13 protein-coding genes are annotated in these 15,678 nt (G+C 58.5%); all 13 read right to left on the bottom strand.

Annotated features, from left to right (window positions below):
* Position 1 precedes the first annotated feature (1 nt).
* The 13 genes from V6582_RS18005 to V6582_RS17945 all read right to left on the bottom strand — a co-directional run bounded on the left by V6582_RS18005 (position 2) and on the right by V6582_RS17945 (position 15,547).
* Complete coding sequence (locus V6582_RS18005) at positions 2-157, bottom strand: hypothetical protein (protein ID WP_156630517.1); 156 nt, start codon at positions 155-157, stop codon at positions 2-4.
* A complete protein-coding gene (locus V6582_RS18000; RefSeq protein ID WP_156630516.1) occupies positions 141-416 on the bottom strand; it encodes a hypothetical protein in 276 nt (91 codons plus the stop codon). The genes V6582_RS18005 and V6582_RS18000 overlap by 17 nt, the downstream gene beginning before the upstream one ends.
* Positions 413-1,240 (bottom strand): glycoside hydrolase family 108 protein, encoded by an 828-nt coding sequence (locus tag V6582_RS17995; protein ID WP_156630515.1) that lies wholly within the window; start codon positions 1,238-1,240, stop codon positions 413-415. Before V6582_RS17995 ends, V6582_RS18000 begins: the two co-directional genes overlap by 4 nt.
* Positions 1,241-1,306: 66 nt before the next feature.
* Positions 1,307-1,642, bottom strand: a complete 336-nt coding sequence (locus tag V6582_RS17990; RefSeq protein WP_156630514.1) for a hypothetical protein — start codon at positions 1,640-1,642, stop codon at positions 1,307-1,309.
* Entirely contained in the window at positions 1,642-3,738 is a 2,097-nt protein-coding gene (locus V6582_RS17985) for a hypothetical protein (protein WP_349508895.1), read from the bottom strand. The genes V6582_RS17990 and V6582_RS17985 overlap by 1 nt, the downstream gene beginning before the upstream one ends.
* 171 nt (positions 3,739-3,909) lie before the next feature.
* A complete protein-coding gene (locus V6582_RS17980) occupies positions 3,910-6,450 on the bottom strand; it encodes a hypothetical protein (RefSeq protein ID WP_156630512.1) in 2,541 nt (846 codons plus the stop codon).
* Positions 6,447-8,024 (bottom strand): hypothetical protein, encoded by a 1,578-nt coding sequence (locus V6582_RS17975; protein WP_156630511.1) that lies wholly within the window; start codon positions 8,022-8,024, stop codon positions 6,447-6,449. Before V6582_RS17975 ends, V6582_RS17980 begins: the two co-directional genes overlap by 4 nt.
* A complete protein-coding gene (locus V6582_RS17970) occupies positions 8,021-10,801 on the bottom strand; it encodes a transglycosylase SLT domain-containing protein (protein WP_337739167.1) in 2,781 nt (926 codons plus the stop codon). Before V6582_RS17970 ends, V6582_RS17975 begins: the two co-directional genes overlap by 4 nt.
* Before the next feature lie 2 nt (positions 10,802-10,803).
* On the bottom strand, positions 10,804-11,391 hold the full coding sequence (locus V6582_RS17965; RefSeq protein ID WP_156630510.1) for a hypothetical protein: 588 nt from the start codon (positions 11,389-11,391) through the stop codon (positions 10,804-10,806).
* The gene (locus V6582_RS17960) at positions 11,391-13,508 is read right to left on the bottom strand and encodes a hypothetical protein (RefSeq protein ID WP_156630509.1); all 2,118 of its coding nucleotides are present in this window, start codon (positions 13,506-13,508) and stop codon (positions 11,391-11,393) included. Before V6582_RS17960 ends, V6582_RS17965 begins: the two co-directional genes overlap by 1 nt.
* Positions 13,509-14,165, bottom strand: a complete 657-nt coding sequence (locus tag V6582_RS17955; RefSeq protein ID WP_156630508.1) for a hypothetical protein — start codon at positions 14,163-14,165, stop codon at positions 13,509-13,511.
* Between the two features lie 86 nt (positions 14,166-14,251).
* Positions 14,252-14,536 (bottom strand): hypothetical protein, encoded by a 285-nt coding sequence (locus V6582_RS17950; protein ID WP_156630507.1) that lies wholly within the window; start codon positions 14,534-14,536, stop codon positions 14,252-14,254.
* 66 nt (positions 14,537-14,602) lie between these two features.
* Positions 14,603-15,547: a phage capsid protein gene (locus V6582_RS17945; protein ID WP_156630506.1), complete on the bottom strand. Its 945-nt coding sequence runs from the start codon at positions 15,545-15,547 to the stop codon at positions 14,603-14,605.
* Positions 15,548-15,678 lie beyond the last annotated feature (131 nt).

Here is a 15,678-nt window from a genome sequence, read left to right as displayed (position 1 = left end):
CTCACTTCCCTTTCCTGCAAAGCTCGTCTTTGCCGCATTGCATGTTGTGCGCCACCACCTGGCGGGCAAAGCGTTCATCGTGGTTGACGATCCAGGCGGCCGTTTCCGGCGCGGGTGTCAGCGCGGCATAGCCAGCACCGTCATTCACACTGCCCACTGTTCCACATCCGGCCAAGAGCGCGGCACAGGCCAGCACCATCCATCTGCTCAATAACGCCATCGATCGTTCCTCGCTCGTTCAGCTGCTCGATCAGCTCCTGTTTCGCCGCGTCGGCCGCCAGCGCCTTGCCATCCGCCCGGCCTTTGACATATGCAAAGAGAATGGCGAGCAAGACGACGCCCGTCAGAACGCCAAGCGCGGCCGCCCGCCAATGCTTCTTGATGAAGACCAGCACGGCCAGCGCCTCGGTAATCATGTCGCTGCCCCATTCACCGCCACATCAACGGCCTTGGCCTTGCGCTTGGCATAGATGCTGTAGGCAATGCCGCCGATTGCCACCAAGGCCCCGGCAACAGTCAGGAAAGCGATGATCTTGCCAACCAGCTCGATATTGGAAAATGGCGCAAGCTGCTGGGTGGTCTGAGCCAGCACCGCGCTGGCACCGCCCACCGCCGTGGCGGCTTCACCAGGCGCAGAGGAAGGCGCAGCCTTGACGGCAGAAACCGGAGCCTTGGCATCGCCGTTTTCGTGATAGACCGGAGCCGGACCGACATCGCCGCTCGCCCACGCCTGACCGACATCGAGCACATGCTTGAGGCGGTTGGCCCAGCCGTTCTTATTCGCCTCCCAGTTCGAAAGCGTCTTCATGAAGGCAAGGCGCTGGCGTATCATGTTGGCAATCAACGCATCATGGTTCGTATGCGCTTTGGCAGCGGCAATTGTAGCCGGACCAACCAAACCGTCATCCGGCACGCCAAGCGCGCGCTGCAACCACTTGGCGCTTTGCGCAGGACCGGAATTCACTGCACCGTCGAACACCACATAGGAGACGCCAGCGGGCAGCTGATCGGCCTTGACCAAAGCCCAGTAGCGGCCACGATAAATGTTCTCGGCTTCCGCCCGCACAAGGAACTTGACGGATTGCGGTTTGGCACCAATCGACCGCCGATACACATCATAGACCGCTTGCGTCACACCCAGATTGGTGGCCCCGCCCGGATCATCCTTTTTCGAACGGTTCGAGTATCCGCCCTCAGAGCCAAGCACCTGCGCCACACTGCGCTTGAATTCGTCCGCCATAAAAAAAGCTCCAGCTTGATTTGCTGGAGCCATTTTAGGTTGATGCGGATAGCGTCAAATGCGCGCTTACCCGAACATAGCAATCAAACGATCATACATATTAAGCGTGCTGTTCACCCCGATCAGCACCCACGCGATGAAGACAATGCCCACACCGAAGCCGCGAACTATTTTCAACGTATTCATTTTGGGTGTAGACCGGGCTGGTTTGAACAACCGCATGATGACCCTTACCGCTCCCTTCGCAAGGGCGATGACCCAGCGGCAAAGCATAAAGAGCACAAGTCCATACCAGCACAGAAACTGCAAAACAGTCATGAACCGAAAGGAGACATCAACATCGCTAAGGTTTATCTGCCGAACAAGATGTTCACGGATGATGTACCACAGAAAATCAACCATCAGAATGTCCTCGAAATTTCACGGAAGACACTTCCTGTAAACCGCCTGAATTTGATCATTCCGCCATTCGGCATCACGGCATTGGTCGCGCCCTTAAGGATCATTCCTGAATTATGCTGGATTGTCGTGTTAGCGTCGTTCGCCATGACGGTGAATTCCTGACCGACAAAGCTATCCGTAAAGTTTGTGATCGTCGTTGCAGTTGTATTTGCGGTACTGAAATACCCCCAGATAGAACTACTAACGGACGGCGTTGCGGAATTGGCAGCAAATGCCTCTTCTCCGCCAGGCCGCATCCCCTGAAAATCGTTGCGCAAATGGTTGCTCTTGGCGGTCGCGAACGACACCGCTGGAGAACCGATATTGACGATATCTTTAAAGACATTGTCATCATTGCCTGTGCCGCTGAACGCCACCATCGTATCAATGGTACCAGCGCCAGGGCTTTTCCGAAACCCGGTAAACTTGTTGTAGTCATTGCCGCCCGCCAGTTCCAGACCCCAGAAGTTTCCAGAAGCACCGGTATTTGCCATCAGGATGTCGTCAACCTGCATGCCATTGCAGTTTTCCATTTTGATCCCCCTGAAATCGGCAGTTGACCCGCTGATCTTGTAGATATCGACATGCTCGACAAAGCCAACATGCTTTGCGTAGAGATCAATTCCCACCTGATAGGCATTGATGTGGCCGTTGCGCAATTGCGACCCAGCTTCCGCTACGGCGGTCCGATATTCGATGCCCTTATTGCAAGACAAAATCGTGAAATCGAACAGGCGGATGCCCTCATCATCGCCAGTGCTCTGGCCAAATTGGCAGCCGATCCCGTAGCCGTGCAGCCAGATGGAGCCGAAAGAACTATCCGTGCAGCCCTTTGTGCGGATACCAGCCGTTCCGACAACCTCATCGCCAGCGGTCAGCGTCCGGCCAAAATCATAGAAATTGTGGACATAGGAATTCCAGCAGTTTTCCATATCCAACGCGATGTTCCAGCAGTCGTTGAAGACGTCGAGACCCATCATTTCGATATCTTCGATAACAGGCCCGCGCCACAGCGAGGACGATAACGCAGGCATCACGATTTTAATGCCGGTGCCAGTGCCTTTTCCGCTTGAATACATGCGGAAACTGCGCAATCCAACAGTACAGATTTGGTCAGTAAACGTGAAATCGAGACCGGGATTAGCAACGGTGTCAGGCCAAACAAATGACGATACGGCCCGACCATTGCCAAGGATAACCACATCCTTGGTCCCCGAGTATGGCACTCTATCGGACATTAAAAATTTTCCATCAGCTTTAACCGGGACACGGCGGTTTTGGGAATAGGTAATAGCATCTACAAGCGCGTTTGCCGCATCCTGGCTGCCATCATTGGCTATTCCAAGGTCCGCGCACAACCGAATTTCTCGGGCGTCGGCGCGGATAAATGCGCCGCCGCCGATGGCAGGCGCCCATAGTCCACCGTCGCTGGTGATCAACGGCTTTGTATCCCCAGCGGCGGCCTTGGCTTGAGCCAGCGTGCCATAATCATTGGCCGAGACGATATCGCGGAGCTTGGCAAGCAATGAACGAGTTGTCTGGCCGGTTCCCCCAGCCGTAAAAACAGAGAGCGCCTCAACGATAGCCTGCGCCGCTTCCGCTTGGGTTTTTGCAACGATGGCAGCATCCCGTGCCGCTTGGGCCAGTTCCGCATTTCCTTGCACGGCCTCAATGGTATCCGCGCTCGGCCCCGGCACCAGCATGGTGCCGAGCTTCATCAACAGCTCGCCATCGACAACCGAGGAAGAAACCGTCAAACCAACGCCCGCATCAAAATCGGTTTTCAGGGCCCGGTCGCGGTCACGCGCCAGTTCCTGCAAGATCGTACCGATTTTGGTGATCTCCTTTTCCAGCGCGTCGGGGCTCAGCTGCACGCCTTGCATCAGGCCCGCCGTGCGTTCATGCACCCGAGCGGAGATCACCTTGATTTTCGTGGTGTTGGGAATATTGCCGGCAAAGGCAATGGAAAATGCGTCGAACGGCTCATCACTGGCTTTGGTGATAGTCACCGCTTGCTCAGTCCAGACAGTTTCGCCCGTCGCCTTGGTGTAGATCAACACATCGGCGCTATCGAAGATTTTCAGCCCGAACGGCCCATAGCTCGAACCGCCATCCCCAAGGAAAATCGCTTCTTCCCGCGTCTCGCGCGAAATCGGATAGGGTTGCGCCATGGAAAAGCCCCGCCTGAAAATCAATCTCAGGCAAGGCTAATGGATGATAGGGGGTGTTCACTGCGGCCCAGCCACCGTTCCCAGATCCGGCAACCGCTGGGGCGTCAACGTACCGGGCTCCCACCAGGCGCTGGCTTTGCGCTTTTGCATCTTGAAGCTCTTTTCCGCTTCCGGGTCGAGCAACCATTGCAGTTGATCGACGAACATCCGCTTATAGGCCGCCCGAGTAAATGGATGCGAGGAGAGAAGCGGCGTATAGCGCCCAACATATTTCACCGCAGCACGGCCCGCCTTGCTGCGGTCGAGCTCTTCCGGCAGCTCGCCGCGCGCCAGATCCGCACCAGCCCCCACCACATCCTGAATGCCGCGCAAGGTCAGATCCAGCGTATCACCAATGAAAGCCCCACCAATGCCGCCCAAGGTCTGGGCAAAATTCTGACCGAAACGATTTTCAGCCTTGTCGACGAAATCGGCAAACAGGCCACCGCCGCCACCTTTTACAAAGGCCTTGCCCCAAAAAGCCGGGCTGGACATGTCTTCCGGGTCTTTTCCGTTCAACACATTGAGGATCTGAGTGTAAGCCGCCGCCCCCATGGTCAACGGAATGGCCATGGCCGCGAAATAGCGCCCTCCCCGTGCGATCTTTCCAGCCCGGCTATTTCCGAGCATGGAATAGACATAGATCGCTTCCAACTGCCGCGCCGTGAACGACATGCCGAAACTCATGAACTGGGAGCCGAATTCGGCAATCTCACCCAGCACCGTGCCGCGCTCGACTTTGCCGGTCAGCACGCTTTTCACACGCGGATCGCCAGCCGGAACACTGCGTTCCGTCCATTGCGTAATCATTTCCGCATATTTTTCCGCAAGGCCACGATCACCGGTTTTCTCGAAAACACCGCCCGGATCGAGAAAGCCCAGCTCATCCACCCCGGCGCGCATCTTGTGCCAGTCGTCGGCGGTAAAGCCAAAACCTGTCATCGTCTTTTTCAAAAGCGGATGCAGGTCTAACCAGTCGGTGCTTTTCTCGGCAAAGCCGCCAAGCGTTTCGTGCCAGGCGCTTGCCTCGACCCGCTTGCGCGCATCTGTAAGCGGAATAAGGGCGTTCCACGTCAACGCCCGGTCGACAATATACTTGCTCCATTCGTTCGAAAACATCTGATCGACAAACCGCGCCTTGTCATTCGCCACGAACAGAAAGTCATCCCAGATCACCGCACGACGTGCCATCGCCCGCTTGTCGGTATCGCGGGCAAACCGTTTGACCATATCGATCAGCGTCGAGGTGACAGGCAGGCCCGCCAGCCGCCGCGCCGCCTGCGATACAAACGGGTCCGTCATCGCCGCCAGAATGCCGGTCCCGCCCAATGCGGCCGAGGTGGCGAGATTGCGGATATCGCCGGAAATCTGCGCGGCGGCCGAGGATACGGTTTCGCGGCCGCGAAGCGAACGCCAAAGGCTATCGATCCGGTAGTCAGCCACTTTCAACGCCGAAATACCCGGCACCTTCATTCCCTCGATGGTCAGCGCGCCGGATTGCCGCTTGCCGATATCAACCTGTATGGCCTGCTTGATCCATTCCACCGTTGCATCCGGGTTCGGCCCGAAACGCTCCATGGATGCAATGTCGCGGGCAACACCATTGATATGGCCGAAAATCGATTGGATCACGTCTTTCTGCCCGAAGCGCTCGTTATAGGTCAGCCAGCTTTGAGCATCGTTGAAAATCAGGAACCGGCCATCCTGATAGCGGCTGGCAACCTTGCCCTTGCCAAACCGGCGACTTTCCGGCTTCCGGTGCGCCCAACCATCCGACATGATGCTATCGAACACATAATCGAGCGAGGAATTCAGGCCGTCTGGGCCAATTACTTCACCCGTGTTCGGATTGGTCATTTCCTCGGCATTCAGCAGCGGTGCAATGAAGGCCTTCCACTCTTCCCGCGCCTGATCGATGGAGCCGCCCAGTTTGCGAATGCGCGTCTTGTCATGGCTGTGGGGAATGCCCCAGTCTGCCCGCTTGGCGATATTGCCGCCGGCGGCATTGAAGCGCTGGCGCAGATCTTCCAGCACGTTGGTAATCGCCCCGGCCATGGTTTTCGCCTCGACATTCGCCACCGGCTCGCCATGCATGGCCTTGATCAGGTCAGGCAGGTCCACCGTGTTCTTGCGCAAGCCAAGCCCTTTCGAGCGTCGGAAATGATACATGACATTCGAAAGGTCGCGTTGCGCCATGGCGGTAATGGCATGCGCCCGCCCCACCATGGAAAACGTGCCTTTGTAACCGTTGTGGATCATCAGCGACAAAGCAGCGTCCAGCTGATCGGGCTTGCCCTTTTCATCACGGTAGGTTTCGATGAAATCAGCGATTTCCTTGCGCCGCGCTTCCGCCAGCAACACTTGCCTGCGGTTTTCCATCGCTTCATCCCGCAAGGCTTTCACCACTTCGTCACGCGCCGCCGAGGCCGCTTCCCGGTCTGTCATGCCCGGCCGCTTCTTTTTGAACCGGGCTTCATAATAACGGTGCAGTTCTTCCGCCTGGCGGGAATTGATTTCCTTGGCGGCAACGGCGGCATTCAAACAATCACGAAGGCTCATAGCTGGCAGGTCTCCAGAATATCGGCAAGAATGTGAGGCTCAGACGCAAGCTCAAGGGCTTCCCGCGTCGAAATCCATTTCTGATTTCCATCGCCGTCTTCAAACGGCAGGTAGTCCAGAACGCTTTCCGGGTTGCCATTGGGATCCACACGCGGTTCGACAATTTCGCCCGCCTGCTTTTCAGCCACACCCATCGCCTCAAGGGTCGCTGGCTCGGCGGTTTGCACCGGGCGAATGGTCTGCTGTTCGATGGACGTTTCCGGGATATCAGCATCCGCCCGCGCGGCCTGCCCTTCCACTGGCACCGCTTCTCCCATCGCCGGAACGGTTTCATCGATCTGGCGGGCGACCCCATCGATCTGCCGCGCCGCCTGCCCTGCATCTTCACCGAAAAACGTATCGCGGATATCATCGATCGCATTGGCGTCGCCACCATAGGCGCGCTCGTATTCATCGGCGGAAAGCGTGCGCAGCGGCCCGGCCTGTTCATCGGCAAGCATCCGCTCAACCACTTCCGGCGGCGGATGATTGTCAGGATCTTCCGCATAGCGCATGGCCGCATCGAGCACACGATGTTGTTCGGGTGGCGCATCGGGCGCAATCATCACATCGTCAAGAACCTTATCTTCAAACGAGCGGTTCAGCATGTCGAGCTTTTCGGGCGAAAGCTCGACATTCATCGCTTTCGCTAGCGCCTCGACATCGCCGGGCTGCGGATTGCCATCGAGCACCCGCGCCGCGATCTCCGCGCCGCCGTCGCCCATCCGGTAAATCCGGGCCAGTTCGCCAGCGCCTTGCACCGTTCCGCCAAACAGCGAACCGAATACGGCGGAAACGCCGATATTTTTCAACGCGCTTTCCATGCCGTATTCCAGCCCGGCGTCACGGCGGCGCTGCTGGCTTGCCGCCTGCAAGACTGCTTCCTGCCCACCATTCAACAGCGCTTCCATCATCATGGTGCGGCCGATCCGCGCGGCAACCGTCGCGCCTTCGCTGGCGCCAGCCCCCAGCATCGCCATGCGCCATTGCGCCGGATCGCGGGCTGCACCTTTCAAGCCACCGACAATCTGGGCCATAAACCCGCCAACCGCGCCAAGCTCGGGCGAACTGGCGGCCAGCTGCTGTTGCCGCTCGGCTTCCCGCATCTGGCGGTTCTTCACATCGGCAATCGAGCCGGACAGCACATCATTGACCGCCGGATACTGTTCGGCCAGGGCTTGCGCCTTGGTGTTGAACTCCTCTTCCTTGGATTTGGCGTAGTCCGGCCTGATCCAGTTGCCGTTGACCATATCGCCGCCCGCCTCGCCCAGCAGCATCTGGGTGGCGGTTATCGCCTGCATGTCCGTTTCGCTCGGCACCCGCATGGGATTATCCAGCGTCTGGCCGGTAATATCGCGGATCTTGGCAATCCTATCATCATAGGCCCGCTCCAGACCGGCATCATCGGCATTCATATTGTCCACGGTCGTGGTGACGATATCCGTGGCCGTCGCCAGCTTGCCAAAGGCTTCGCTCCAGCTTTCCGGCCCTTCTGATACCTGTTTCGGCAGATCGTCGAGTGTTGCCAGCCTCATTTGAACGCCTCCGGCACCCGCTTTTTCAGGGCGTCCATATTGCCGAGATCAAGCAGGATCGGCTTGCCATCTTCGCCAGCAATAAACAGTGGTGTGGACGAGGCCGGATCACCGAGCGCAAACACATAGCCGCCGTCCACGGCAACCGGCATGGCCTTCTGGAAATCCGCCGCCGTCCAGGCGCGCCCGTTCTTGGCCTTGACGCCGCCAAGATCCGCGTCGGAAATCGCTTCGATCACAGTACCGAACCGATCCGCCCGCACGGTCGGCGGCACCAGAACCTGCTTTTCCCGGTAGAACATCCCCCGGTCATATCCGGCAAACCCGCCATATTGCACCGATCCGGCAAAGCTTGCGCCCGCCGCTTCCTGAAAGGCCCGCTCATAAATCGGCTTGGCATCCGGCGTTTTCGGGTCGATACCAGCATCATACAGACGCTTGCGGGCAATGGCGGCGGCCTGAGCGTCTAGGCTGTTGACCTGATCGGGCGAAAACACCAGCGCGCCACCGGCGATCTTTTGTGCCTGCGGCACCCGCGCCGTCACCTTCATGTCAGGATAGGCCTTGCCGTCAGGCGTCTTGCCATATCCCGCCAGCAAATCACGCGCCGCCTTGACATTACCGCCCAGCGCCATGATTTCCCCGGCGCCGGAAACAGCTGGCGCATCCTGCCCCAGTTCGCGCAACACCTGCGGGGCATTGCGTCCGGCAGCATCCACCAGCCCGGCAGCAATCGAAACGCCACGTTCCGGGTCTGTCGTCACGGTCTTTTCAATCTGATCGATTTCGCCGGGCCGGAAATATTTCGGTTGCACGCCAAAATGCCGGGCCACGGCTTCCGCCTGATTGATCCGTTCGGAAAATGCGCCGGAAACCGTGGATGGATCTGCATCGCCATCGATGGGCAATCCAGCCGAAGGCGGCAAGATCCCGAAGCGCTCGGCAACACCAATCGGATCGGTCTGCAATTCCTTGCGATGGCTTTCGATCAGCTTGCGGGAAAAATCACGATCATCCGCCGTAGCCTTTTCACCCAGCAGCGACGGAAGCCGTTTTTCCACCTCCGCAATCGGCAAGGTGCGGATCGCGTCGGAAACCTTCATGCGGGTCAGCGTCGATCCGACGATTTCCGAGCCTTTCGGCGCGGTCGCCGCATCCAGCTGGAACCGCGCGAATTCATCAGGCGAAACCGGCATGCCCCGCGCAATCCGGCTGGCGAAGTCTTCACCCCGCTTTGTCAGGTCCTTGTCGGCCTTTTCATCCTGCGTTCGCCGCGCCCGCTCGGCGGCTATCATCCCGGCGTCGATCTTGTCCCAGCTATCGGCGTCAACACCGTCCAGCTTTCCGGCGCTGTAATCGGCCGTCATGCTTTTGCGCATGGAAGCGATATCGTCGGCAGGCAAGGTTTGGGCTTGCTTGGTGTAAAACGTCACCATCATATCGCCACGGCTGGCGCGCTTCGCCCGCTCCGCATCAGGGGCGGAAATCACCCCTTTTGCCACCGCCGTGTCGTAATGATCGTCAATTGTCGCCTGCAAATCCGCCAGCCGCGCCGGCGCGCTATCGCTCTTGAAATCGATACCGGCCATAGCCCGCGATTTGGTATCCTCAAGCGTTCCAACGCGCCCGAGAAAGTCGCCCCGGTCCTGCTGCTTGATCCGCGTCTGCTGCGCATCCTGCGCCTGGCGCACAAGGCCATAGGCCCGTTTGTTGTAAGCCGCCGTGTAATCCGCTTCGATTTCAGGGAAAAGATGCTCCTGCTTATGCGCCTGCAACAGCTCGCCGTAAGCCTTTTGCAGCATGGCAGGATCATCCTTGTATTTGTCATACACGGCGTCCTGATCCTGCAACAACGTCAATTCGAGTTGCTGGATATAGGTTTTCTCCCCAGCAACATTATAAGCCCGCGCATAGAGCGTATCGCCCTCCATGGGCCGGAATGTTCCGGCCTTGCCCGGCTCGATTTTCACCGGTGCGGCAGGCGTCACGGAAACAGGCGCAACGGACGAAGCGGAGGGGATGGACTTGTAGGAGCCTGATCCGAACTTGCTCGTCCACTTGGCCGCAAATTCGCCAGCCGTCATGCCGTCCGCGCCGCCATTCAGGGACACGGCCTCGCCACCCACCACATCGGCGGCACGGGCTGAAGGATTGGAAAGCAGCTTGATAGCCCCTTGCGCGCCCTGTTGATGGGCAAGGTAAAGCTCGCCCGCAGTCGGATCGCGGCCAAGCGCCGATTTCAGCGCGGCGGAATTGTCCTTCGCCAGCCGTGCGGCTGCATCGGCAGCTTGTGCCGGGTCGAACCGATCGGCAAGGCCGTATTGCTTGGCCGTCCCATCGATAAATTGAAACAGGCCACCCGCTGAAGAATTCGGGTTTTTCGCGTTCGGATCGAACCCGCTTTCAACAGATGCGATTTGCATCAACGCGTTCGGATCGACCCCATGCCGGGTTGCCGCCTCCGAGATCACACCGCGAATATTTTCCGGTGCAACGGCAATGCGGGTTCCTGATTGTGCAGGCGCAACCGCATCACCCGTTACCGTCGAAGCACCCGGCGCACCCGCCTTCGCATCCGCTTCACCCGCCTTTTGCCCGGCCGCCACAGCTTGCCGGTCCGCCTGTTGTCCAAATTCATCGGCCATCCGGGCAAGGCCAGCCGCCACTTTGCGCTCCAGCTCACCGTCATCGCGCGGACTGGGCAGCACCCCTTCCTGCAAAATCGGCTGCACACGAAAAGGCCGGTATCCAACCGGCTGGGGCAATCTGTTCGCCATGGTCAATATCCTCGGGCTTTGATGCTGGAACCGGTGCTGAACAGGCTGGTAGCGGCACTGACCCAACCGCCGAGGCGGGCCTTTCCGGCCATTTTGCGATAGGACTTCTCACGGTCGGACAGCTGCGCTTGTGTCGTCTGTTCGGTTCCCACCTGCGTGGCCGTGCCAAGATCGGCTTCCCGGAAGGCTTCCTTGCGGGCTTGTGTCGGCGTTCCGAAAGAAAGATCGGTTCCAGAGGCGGCATAGGCCACGTCCTGTTGCCCGACCTGATCCACCATCGCCTGCTTGATCGAACTTCGCCGCGATATCCCTTCCAGCGTCGTGAGCCGCTGGTTTGATTGCGCTTCCGTGGCCGCTTGCTCATAGCCTTCCGCCTGCGCATTCCCGGCGGAAACTGCTGAGACGGCGCTCAGCACGCCCGCCGTCCCCTGCAAAATCGAGCTGATGGAAAGACCACTGGAGACAGCCCCAACGGTTCCACCAACAGTACCCGCCGTGCCGACAGCACTGCCAACCGCTCCAGCCGTGCCAGCCGCAGCCGTCCCGCTACCAAAAAGCCCGCCCAATGCGGAAAGCGCTGCTGTCACCATCAGAGTTTGACCTTCGGAACATAATCGCGGAGCCGCAGCCGCCCCGGCCGCGTTTGTGTGATGGTCAATGTTGGGCCAGTTTTCACCCCGTTCAGTCCGGCAATGATCAGATGGCCGGTATAGCCGCTCCAGGGCGCAGTCAGATCGTCTGTCATCCGGCTCAGCGGGATGTTTCGGGCGGGCCGCCCGTTCGCACCGATGGCAATGCTATCGGTGTCGATCACGTAGAAATCAGCCGCCTTCACCTGGCCGGGCCGCCGCACAACAGTATCGTCCTGATTGACGCGTACATAAGGCATGCTCTCATAAACCGGCGGTTCCCAAAGGCCGACTTTCAAGGATGTGCTGGGAAAATCCGTGGTGATCTGCCCGCCAGTCACGGTGAAAGGCCCGTCGAAATTGCGATTGGCCTCAATCCACACGGTCTTGCCTTCCAGCACGCCGAGGCCGGAAGCCACGCCACTGGCATTCGTCGAAACGGTCAACGTTGCCTGAAACACCGTATCGGCGGCTTCCGCCAGAATTTCCATGCGGGTAGCGCTTCCGCGCTTCACCATCACCCAAACCTGTTCGCTGCCATCGACGCAGTGGCCGAGGATGGTCCCGCCGGCATGCACGCCCCATTCCGCCGCGGCGATCATCGTCTGTTCGTCGGCCAGCATCTTGTTGACGATGATGCAGGCCATCCGGCCATCGTCGCGCCGATGCCAAATCCGGCTGGAGGTCGATCCGGCAATCTTGCGCTGCACCGTCTGGTTGGCAATATTGCGCACCAGATCCTTGCTCAGATCGTTTTGCCGGGTCGGATTGTAGCTTTCCGAAACTGCATCATAGGAGACCGAGTAAAGCGCACCGCCGTCTGCGGAAACAAAAAACACCATTCCGTCAATCGAAACAGGCTTACAGTTCTTCTTGGAACCGATTTCGGAAGCGCGAACCCAGTTCATCGCAGCGTTGCGTTCCACTGTGCGGTTGGAAGCAAACCATTCCGCCTGATCGGTAAAAATCACCAGATAGGTATTGTCAAGCATATGCAGAATGGTTTCGGAACTGGAGGTGCGCAGCGCTTCCAGCCGCGCCCCGGTATCGGCTGTATTCTCAATGTTGAGGTTGAAATATTCCCCGGTCTGGCTCATCGCCACGGAGGCCTGCTTGGCCTTGGCGGCGATGTAGATGGCGCGGTCCTGATAAATGCCCATGCCGCGAAACCCGCCGCGCGACGCAGAAATCAGCTGTTCGCCCGCCGTATCGCCAATCTGGGTATGCACAGGCAAGGCCGAGGCCGAGGACGTATTGACCACCGACACGCTGAAATCATATTCCGAGCCGGACAGCACCCCGCCGAATACAACCGTATAGACGGCAAACCGGCCTTGCTTCGCATCCGCCGAGACCGTCACTCCGCTTTCAAACCCGCTCAGCGATGCGATAGCATCGCGGATACGGGTGGCAAATCCAGCCCAGTCCGCCGTTGAACTATCCGGGTCCGCCACCACACCCGAACTGTCGGTCAACGAGACGGAGCCGGTTGTCTGCCCATCGACCTTGATGGACAGGGTCAGTGCGGTCACATCATCCACCCAGCGCAACATGATCTGCCAGGCGTCATCCGTCTTGGCATAGGTTCCCCCGAGATCCACATCGGGGATATATTCCCAAGGCCAGTCGCTCAGCGTCCAAATGCTATCGTTGGCGCTGTTGCGCAGCAACCGATAGCCCTTGCCATTGTTCAAATCCTGATGAAAAATACCAAATGTGTTGGCCTCTCCGAAAAACTCGAGATCCGGCACCATGGCGCTGGTAATCGCCGCAATGGCAATTTCCGCTACTTTCACCCGGTCATAACGCCAGATATCGACATAGCCGGGCGTAAACACCAGCGTGTAGGACAAGCCCACCTGCACCTTGAGCACCCCGGCTTTCAGGATATCCGAACGCAGGGCAGCAATGTCGAAGCTACCGGGCAGATTGGCAAAGCCGGATTGCGGAATGGGTTCGAACCCCTTCATGACCAGCGCGCCGGAGTAATATTGCTTCAGATTGACCTTACCGGCCAGATCCTCGGAAAGCTGTCCGGCATTGGCCGAGCTTTTGAATGGACCGCTGATCGCCGCCATTTACCACCTCCCATACCAGGCGTCACCAGCACCGCCAGCACCTTGCGGGCGCACAGTGGTCAGCGGACTATCGTCGGCCATCGGTTCACCCACCGGGCGCGAGGTCTTGTCCTGCGCCATCAACCGGCCAAACAGGCCGCCGCCGCCCTGTTGCGAGGGCGACCCGAAGGCTTCTTGCAATCGCGCATCCCGCAAATTCTCATCTTGCCAGACAGGCACGGCCAGATAGCCCCCAAAAGCCACCACAAAAGCCGCCCGAAAATCCGGCGGCCAGATATCTGGGGACACCAGAAACTTGCACAGCGACCACGTTTGGGTGCAATTGGCAAAGAGAAGGCCTTCTTCAATGGTAAATTCGCGCAACGGTCGCGGACTGGCCCCGGCCTGATCCATGATTTTCAGCGGATTGCCGATCCGAACACCCGGCAAATCGAAGGCGTGGCGCCAGCCGTTTTCCGGCTCTTCCTCCCGCAAGCGATTTTTGAAGGTCTTGAGCGCAAAGCTCCAATCATGCAGCCCGAAAACTTGATCCACAGTCCGTTGCCAGACCAAAGCGACATTTTCCGAAAGCTCTGATCCGTCATCGACCGAAAACACCGGACCAACACCGATATCAGCCAACGTCATATTGATGATTGTCGGTTTGTCGATTGTCATGGCAACCACCTGAAACAGAAAGGGACCGTGGCAGATTAGCCGCCACGGCCCCTTGTTCAGTGCATCTGCCCCACCAGTTCGGCGGATCAGTCCGCCGTGGTGTCGCCGGTCACATCCGTCACGGTGACATTGCCGGTTGCCGGCACAGTCGCCACCTTGATCCGCACATATTCCGGCGTGCCGTCGCAATCGACCACCGCGTTGATGATGGAATGCGGCGTCAGATCATCCCGGCTGGTATTAAAAAAGCCAGCCGTCAACACTTCCGCTTTGGTGTGGTCGGTCGCGTAGTTCAAAAACTTGATGATCCGCGTGTTGCTCAGCATCACCGGGCGGCCTGCCGAAACGAGGTCATACTTGATATGAGCCATGGTCCTGTTCCTGTTGAATGGAGAAGAGAAGCAATCCGGGCCGGACAAGCCAGCCAGGATCAGCGCTTATTCGTTGATCTTGACGGCCTTGTTGATCGCCAGCATGCGAATGCGCTTCACGCCTTCCGGCAGAATGCCCACCGCCGCCGCCGAAAGCTGGACCTTGCCCAACCAGGGCGAACCCTTCAGGGTCGGAACCTGATCAATGGTCATGTTCTCCTGATCCCACTCCACTTCGCAGCCCATGCTATCCTTGGTCCAGGCAAAGGTATCGATATAACCCGTGCCGTTGAAAGGCAGACCATTGGAGCCACTTCCGTAAGCACCCGTGCCGAAGGTGAAATATTCGTTCGGCAACGTCACGAAATGCGTGCCTTGGAACGTCTTCTTCTTCATCTTGCTGGCCTTGGCAAAAGGCAGGTCAGCAGGGCCGGTATAATCGGCATTGGAGAAATGCTTGTTGAAGCACAATTGTGTCATCCAGACCTGCGGGATACCGCAGAATGATTCCTCATCCGAACCAGTCCCCGCAATGCTGTCACCGACATAGGCCGCTGCCTCAACATCAAATCTTGCCGTACCGTCACCGATGGTTTCCACAGTGGACGGCGTATCGGCCAGGGTGGACGTGGCATTGGCGAAATTGTTAAGCGCCGTCAGCTTGATGGTGTCGCGCTTCATGCGCACAGCCTGGGTCAGCAGTTTGGAAATGCCGTCCTGCTGGCTTGGCCCCATCTTGCGTAGATCCTGCTGGAACCACGTCGCCGCCGCCTCATAGTCGGACAGGGACAGCGTGATGGTGTCCATATTTACTTCGCTGGGGTCGATATCATGCAAGGCGCGGGAAATCAGATACATGGGAATGCGGCCGCCAAGAACCGGGAATTTAACGACACCCGCGCCGCCGTCGCCCCGGATCATCGTATCGTCGAGATAGCCGCCAAGCGCCATATAGCGCACGCGCACCATGTCGCGGATTTTTTCTACAAACCAATTCGGTGCAGAAGACATGAGAAACCCTCAATGTTTGTGATGGACGAAATCACCGTGAGGGCCGATTAGCCGGAGCTTGCGGCGGGTCCGGTAAAGGATAGCCGCCGCGTCGTCCAGGTCGCTCCCGTCCGGTAGCAATTGCATGTTGC

The sequence above is a fragment of the Agrobacterium vitis genome (assembly GCF_037039395.1).
GTDB classification, from domain to species: domain Bacteria; phylum Pseudomonadota; class Alphaproteobacteria; order Rhizobiales; family Rhizobiaceae; genus Allorhizobium; species Allorhizobium vitis_E.
This window is presented reverse-complemented; position numbering and strand designations above follow the sequence as displayed.

Bases quoted from the DNA above. Each gene is read 5' to 3' on its own strand.
- V6582_RS17950 (WP_156630507.1), bottom strand. From the start codon at position 14,536: ATGGCTCATATCAAGTATGACCTCGTTTCGGCAGGCCGCCCGGTGATG.
- V6582_RS17945 (WP_156630506.1), bottom strand. From the start codon at position 15,547: ATGTCTTCTGCACCGAATTGGTTTGTAGAAAAAATCCGCGACATGGTG.
- V6582_RS17965 (WP_156630510.1), bottom strand. From the start codon at position 11,391: ATGGTGACAGCAGCGCTTTCCGCATTGGGCGGGCTTTTTGGTAGCGGG.
- V6582_RS17975 (WP_156630511.1), bottom strand. From the start codon at position 8,024: ATGAGGCTGGCAACACTCGACGATCTGCCGAAACAGGTATCAGAAGGG.
- V6582_RS17980 (WP_156630512.1), bottom strand. From the start codon at position 6,450: ATGAGCCTTCGTGATTGTTTGAATGCCGCCGTTGCCGCCAAGGAAATC.
- V6582_RS17960 (WP_156630509.1), bottom strand. From the start codon at position 13,508: ATGGCGGCGATCAGCGGTCCATTCAAAAGCTCGGCCAATGCCGGACAG.
- V6582_RS18000 (WP_156630516.1), bottom strand. From the start codon at position 416: ATGATTACCGAGGCGCTGGCCGTGCTGGTCTTCATCAAGAAGCATTGG.
- V6582_RS17970 (WP_337739167.1), bottom strand. From the start codon at position 10,801: ATGGCGAACAGATTGCCCCAGCCGGTTGGATACCGGCCTTTTCGTGTG.
- V6582_RS17995 (WP_156630515.1), bottom strand. From the start codon at position 1,240: ATGGCGGACGAATTCAAGCGCAGTGTGGCGCAGGTGCTTGGCTCTGAG.
- V6582_RS17990 (WP_156630514.1), bottom strand. From the start codon at position 1,642: ATGGTTGATTTTCTGTGGTACATCATCCGTGAACATCTTGTTCGGCAG.
- V6582_RS17955 (WP_156630508.1), bottom strand. From the start codon at position 14,165: ATGACAATCGACAAACCGACAATCATCAATATGACGTTGGCTGATATC.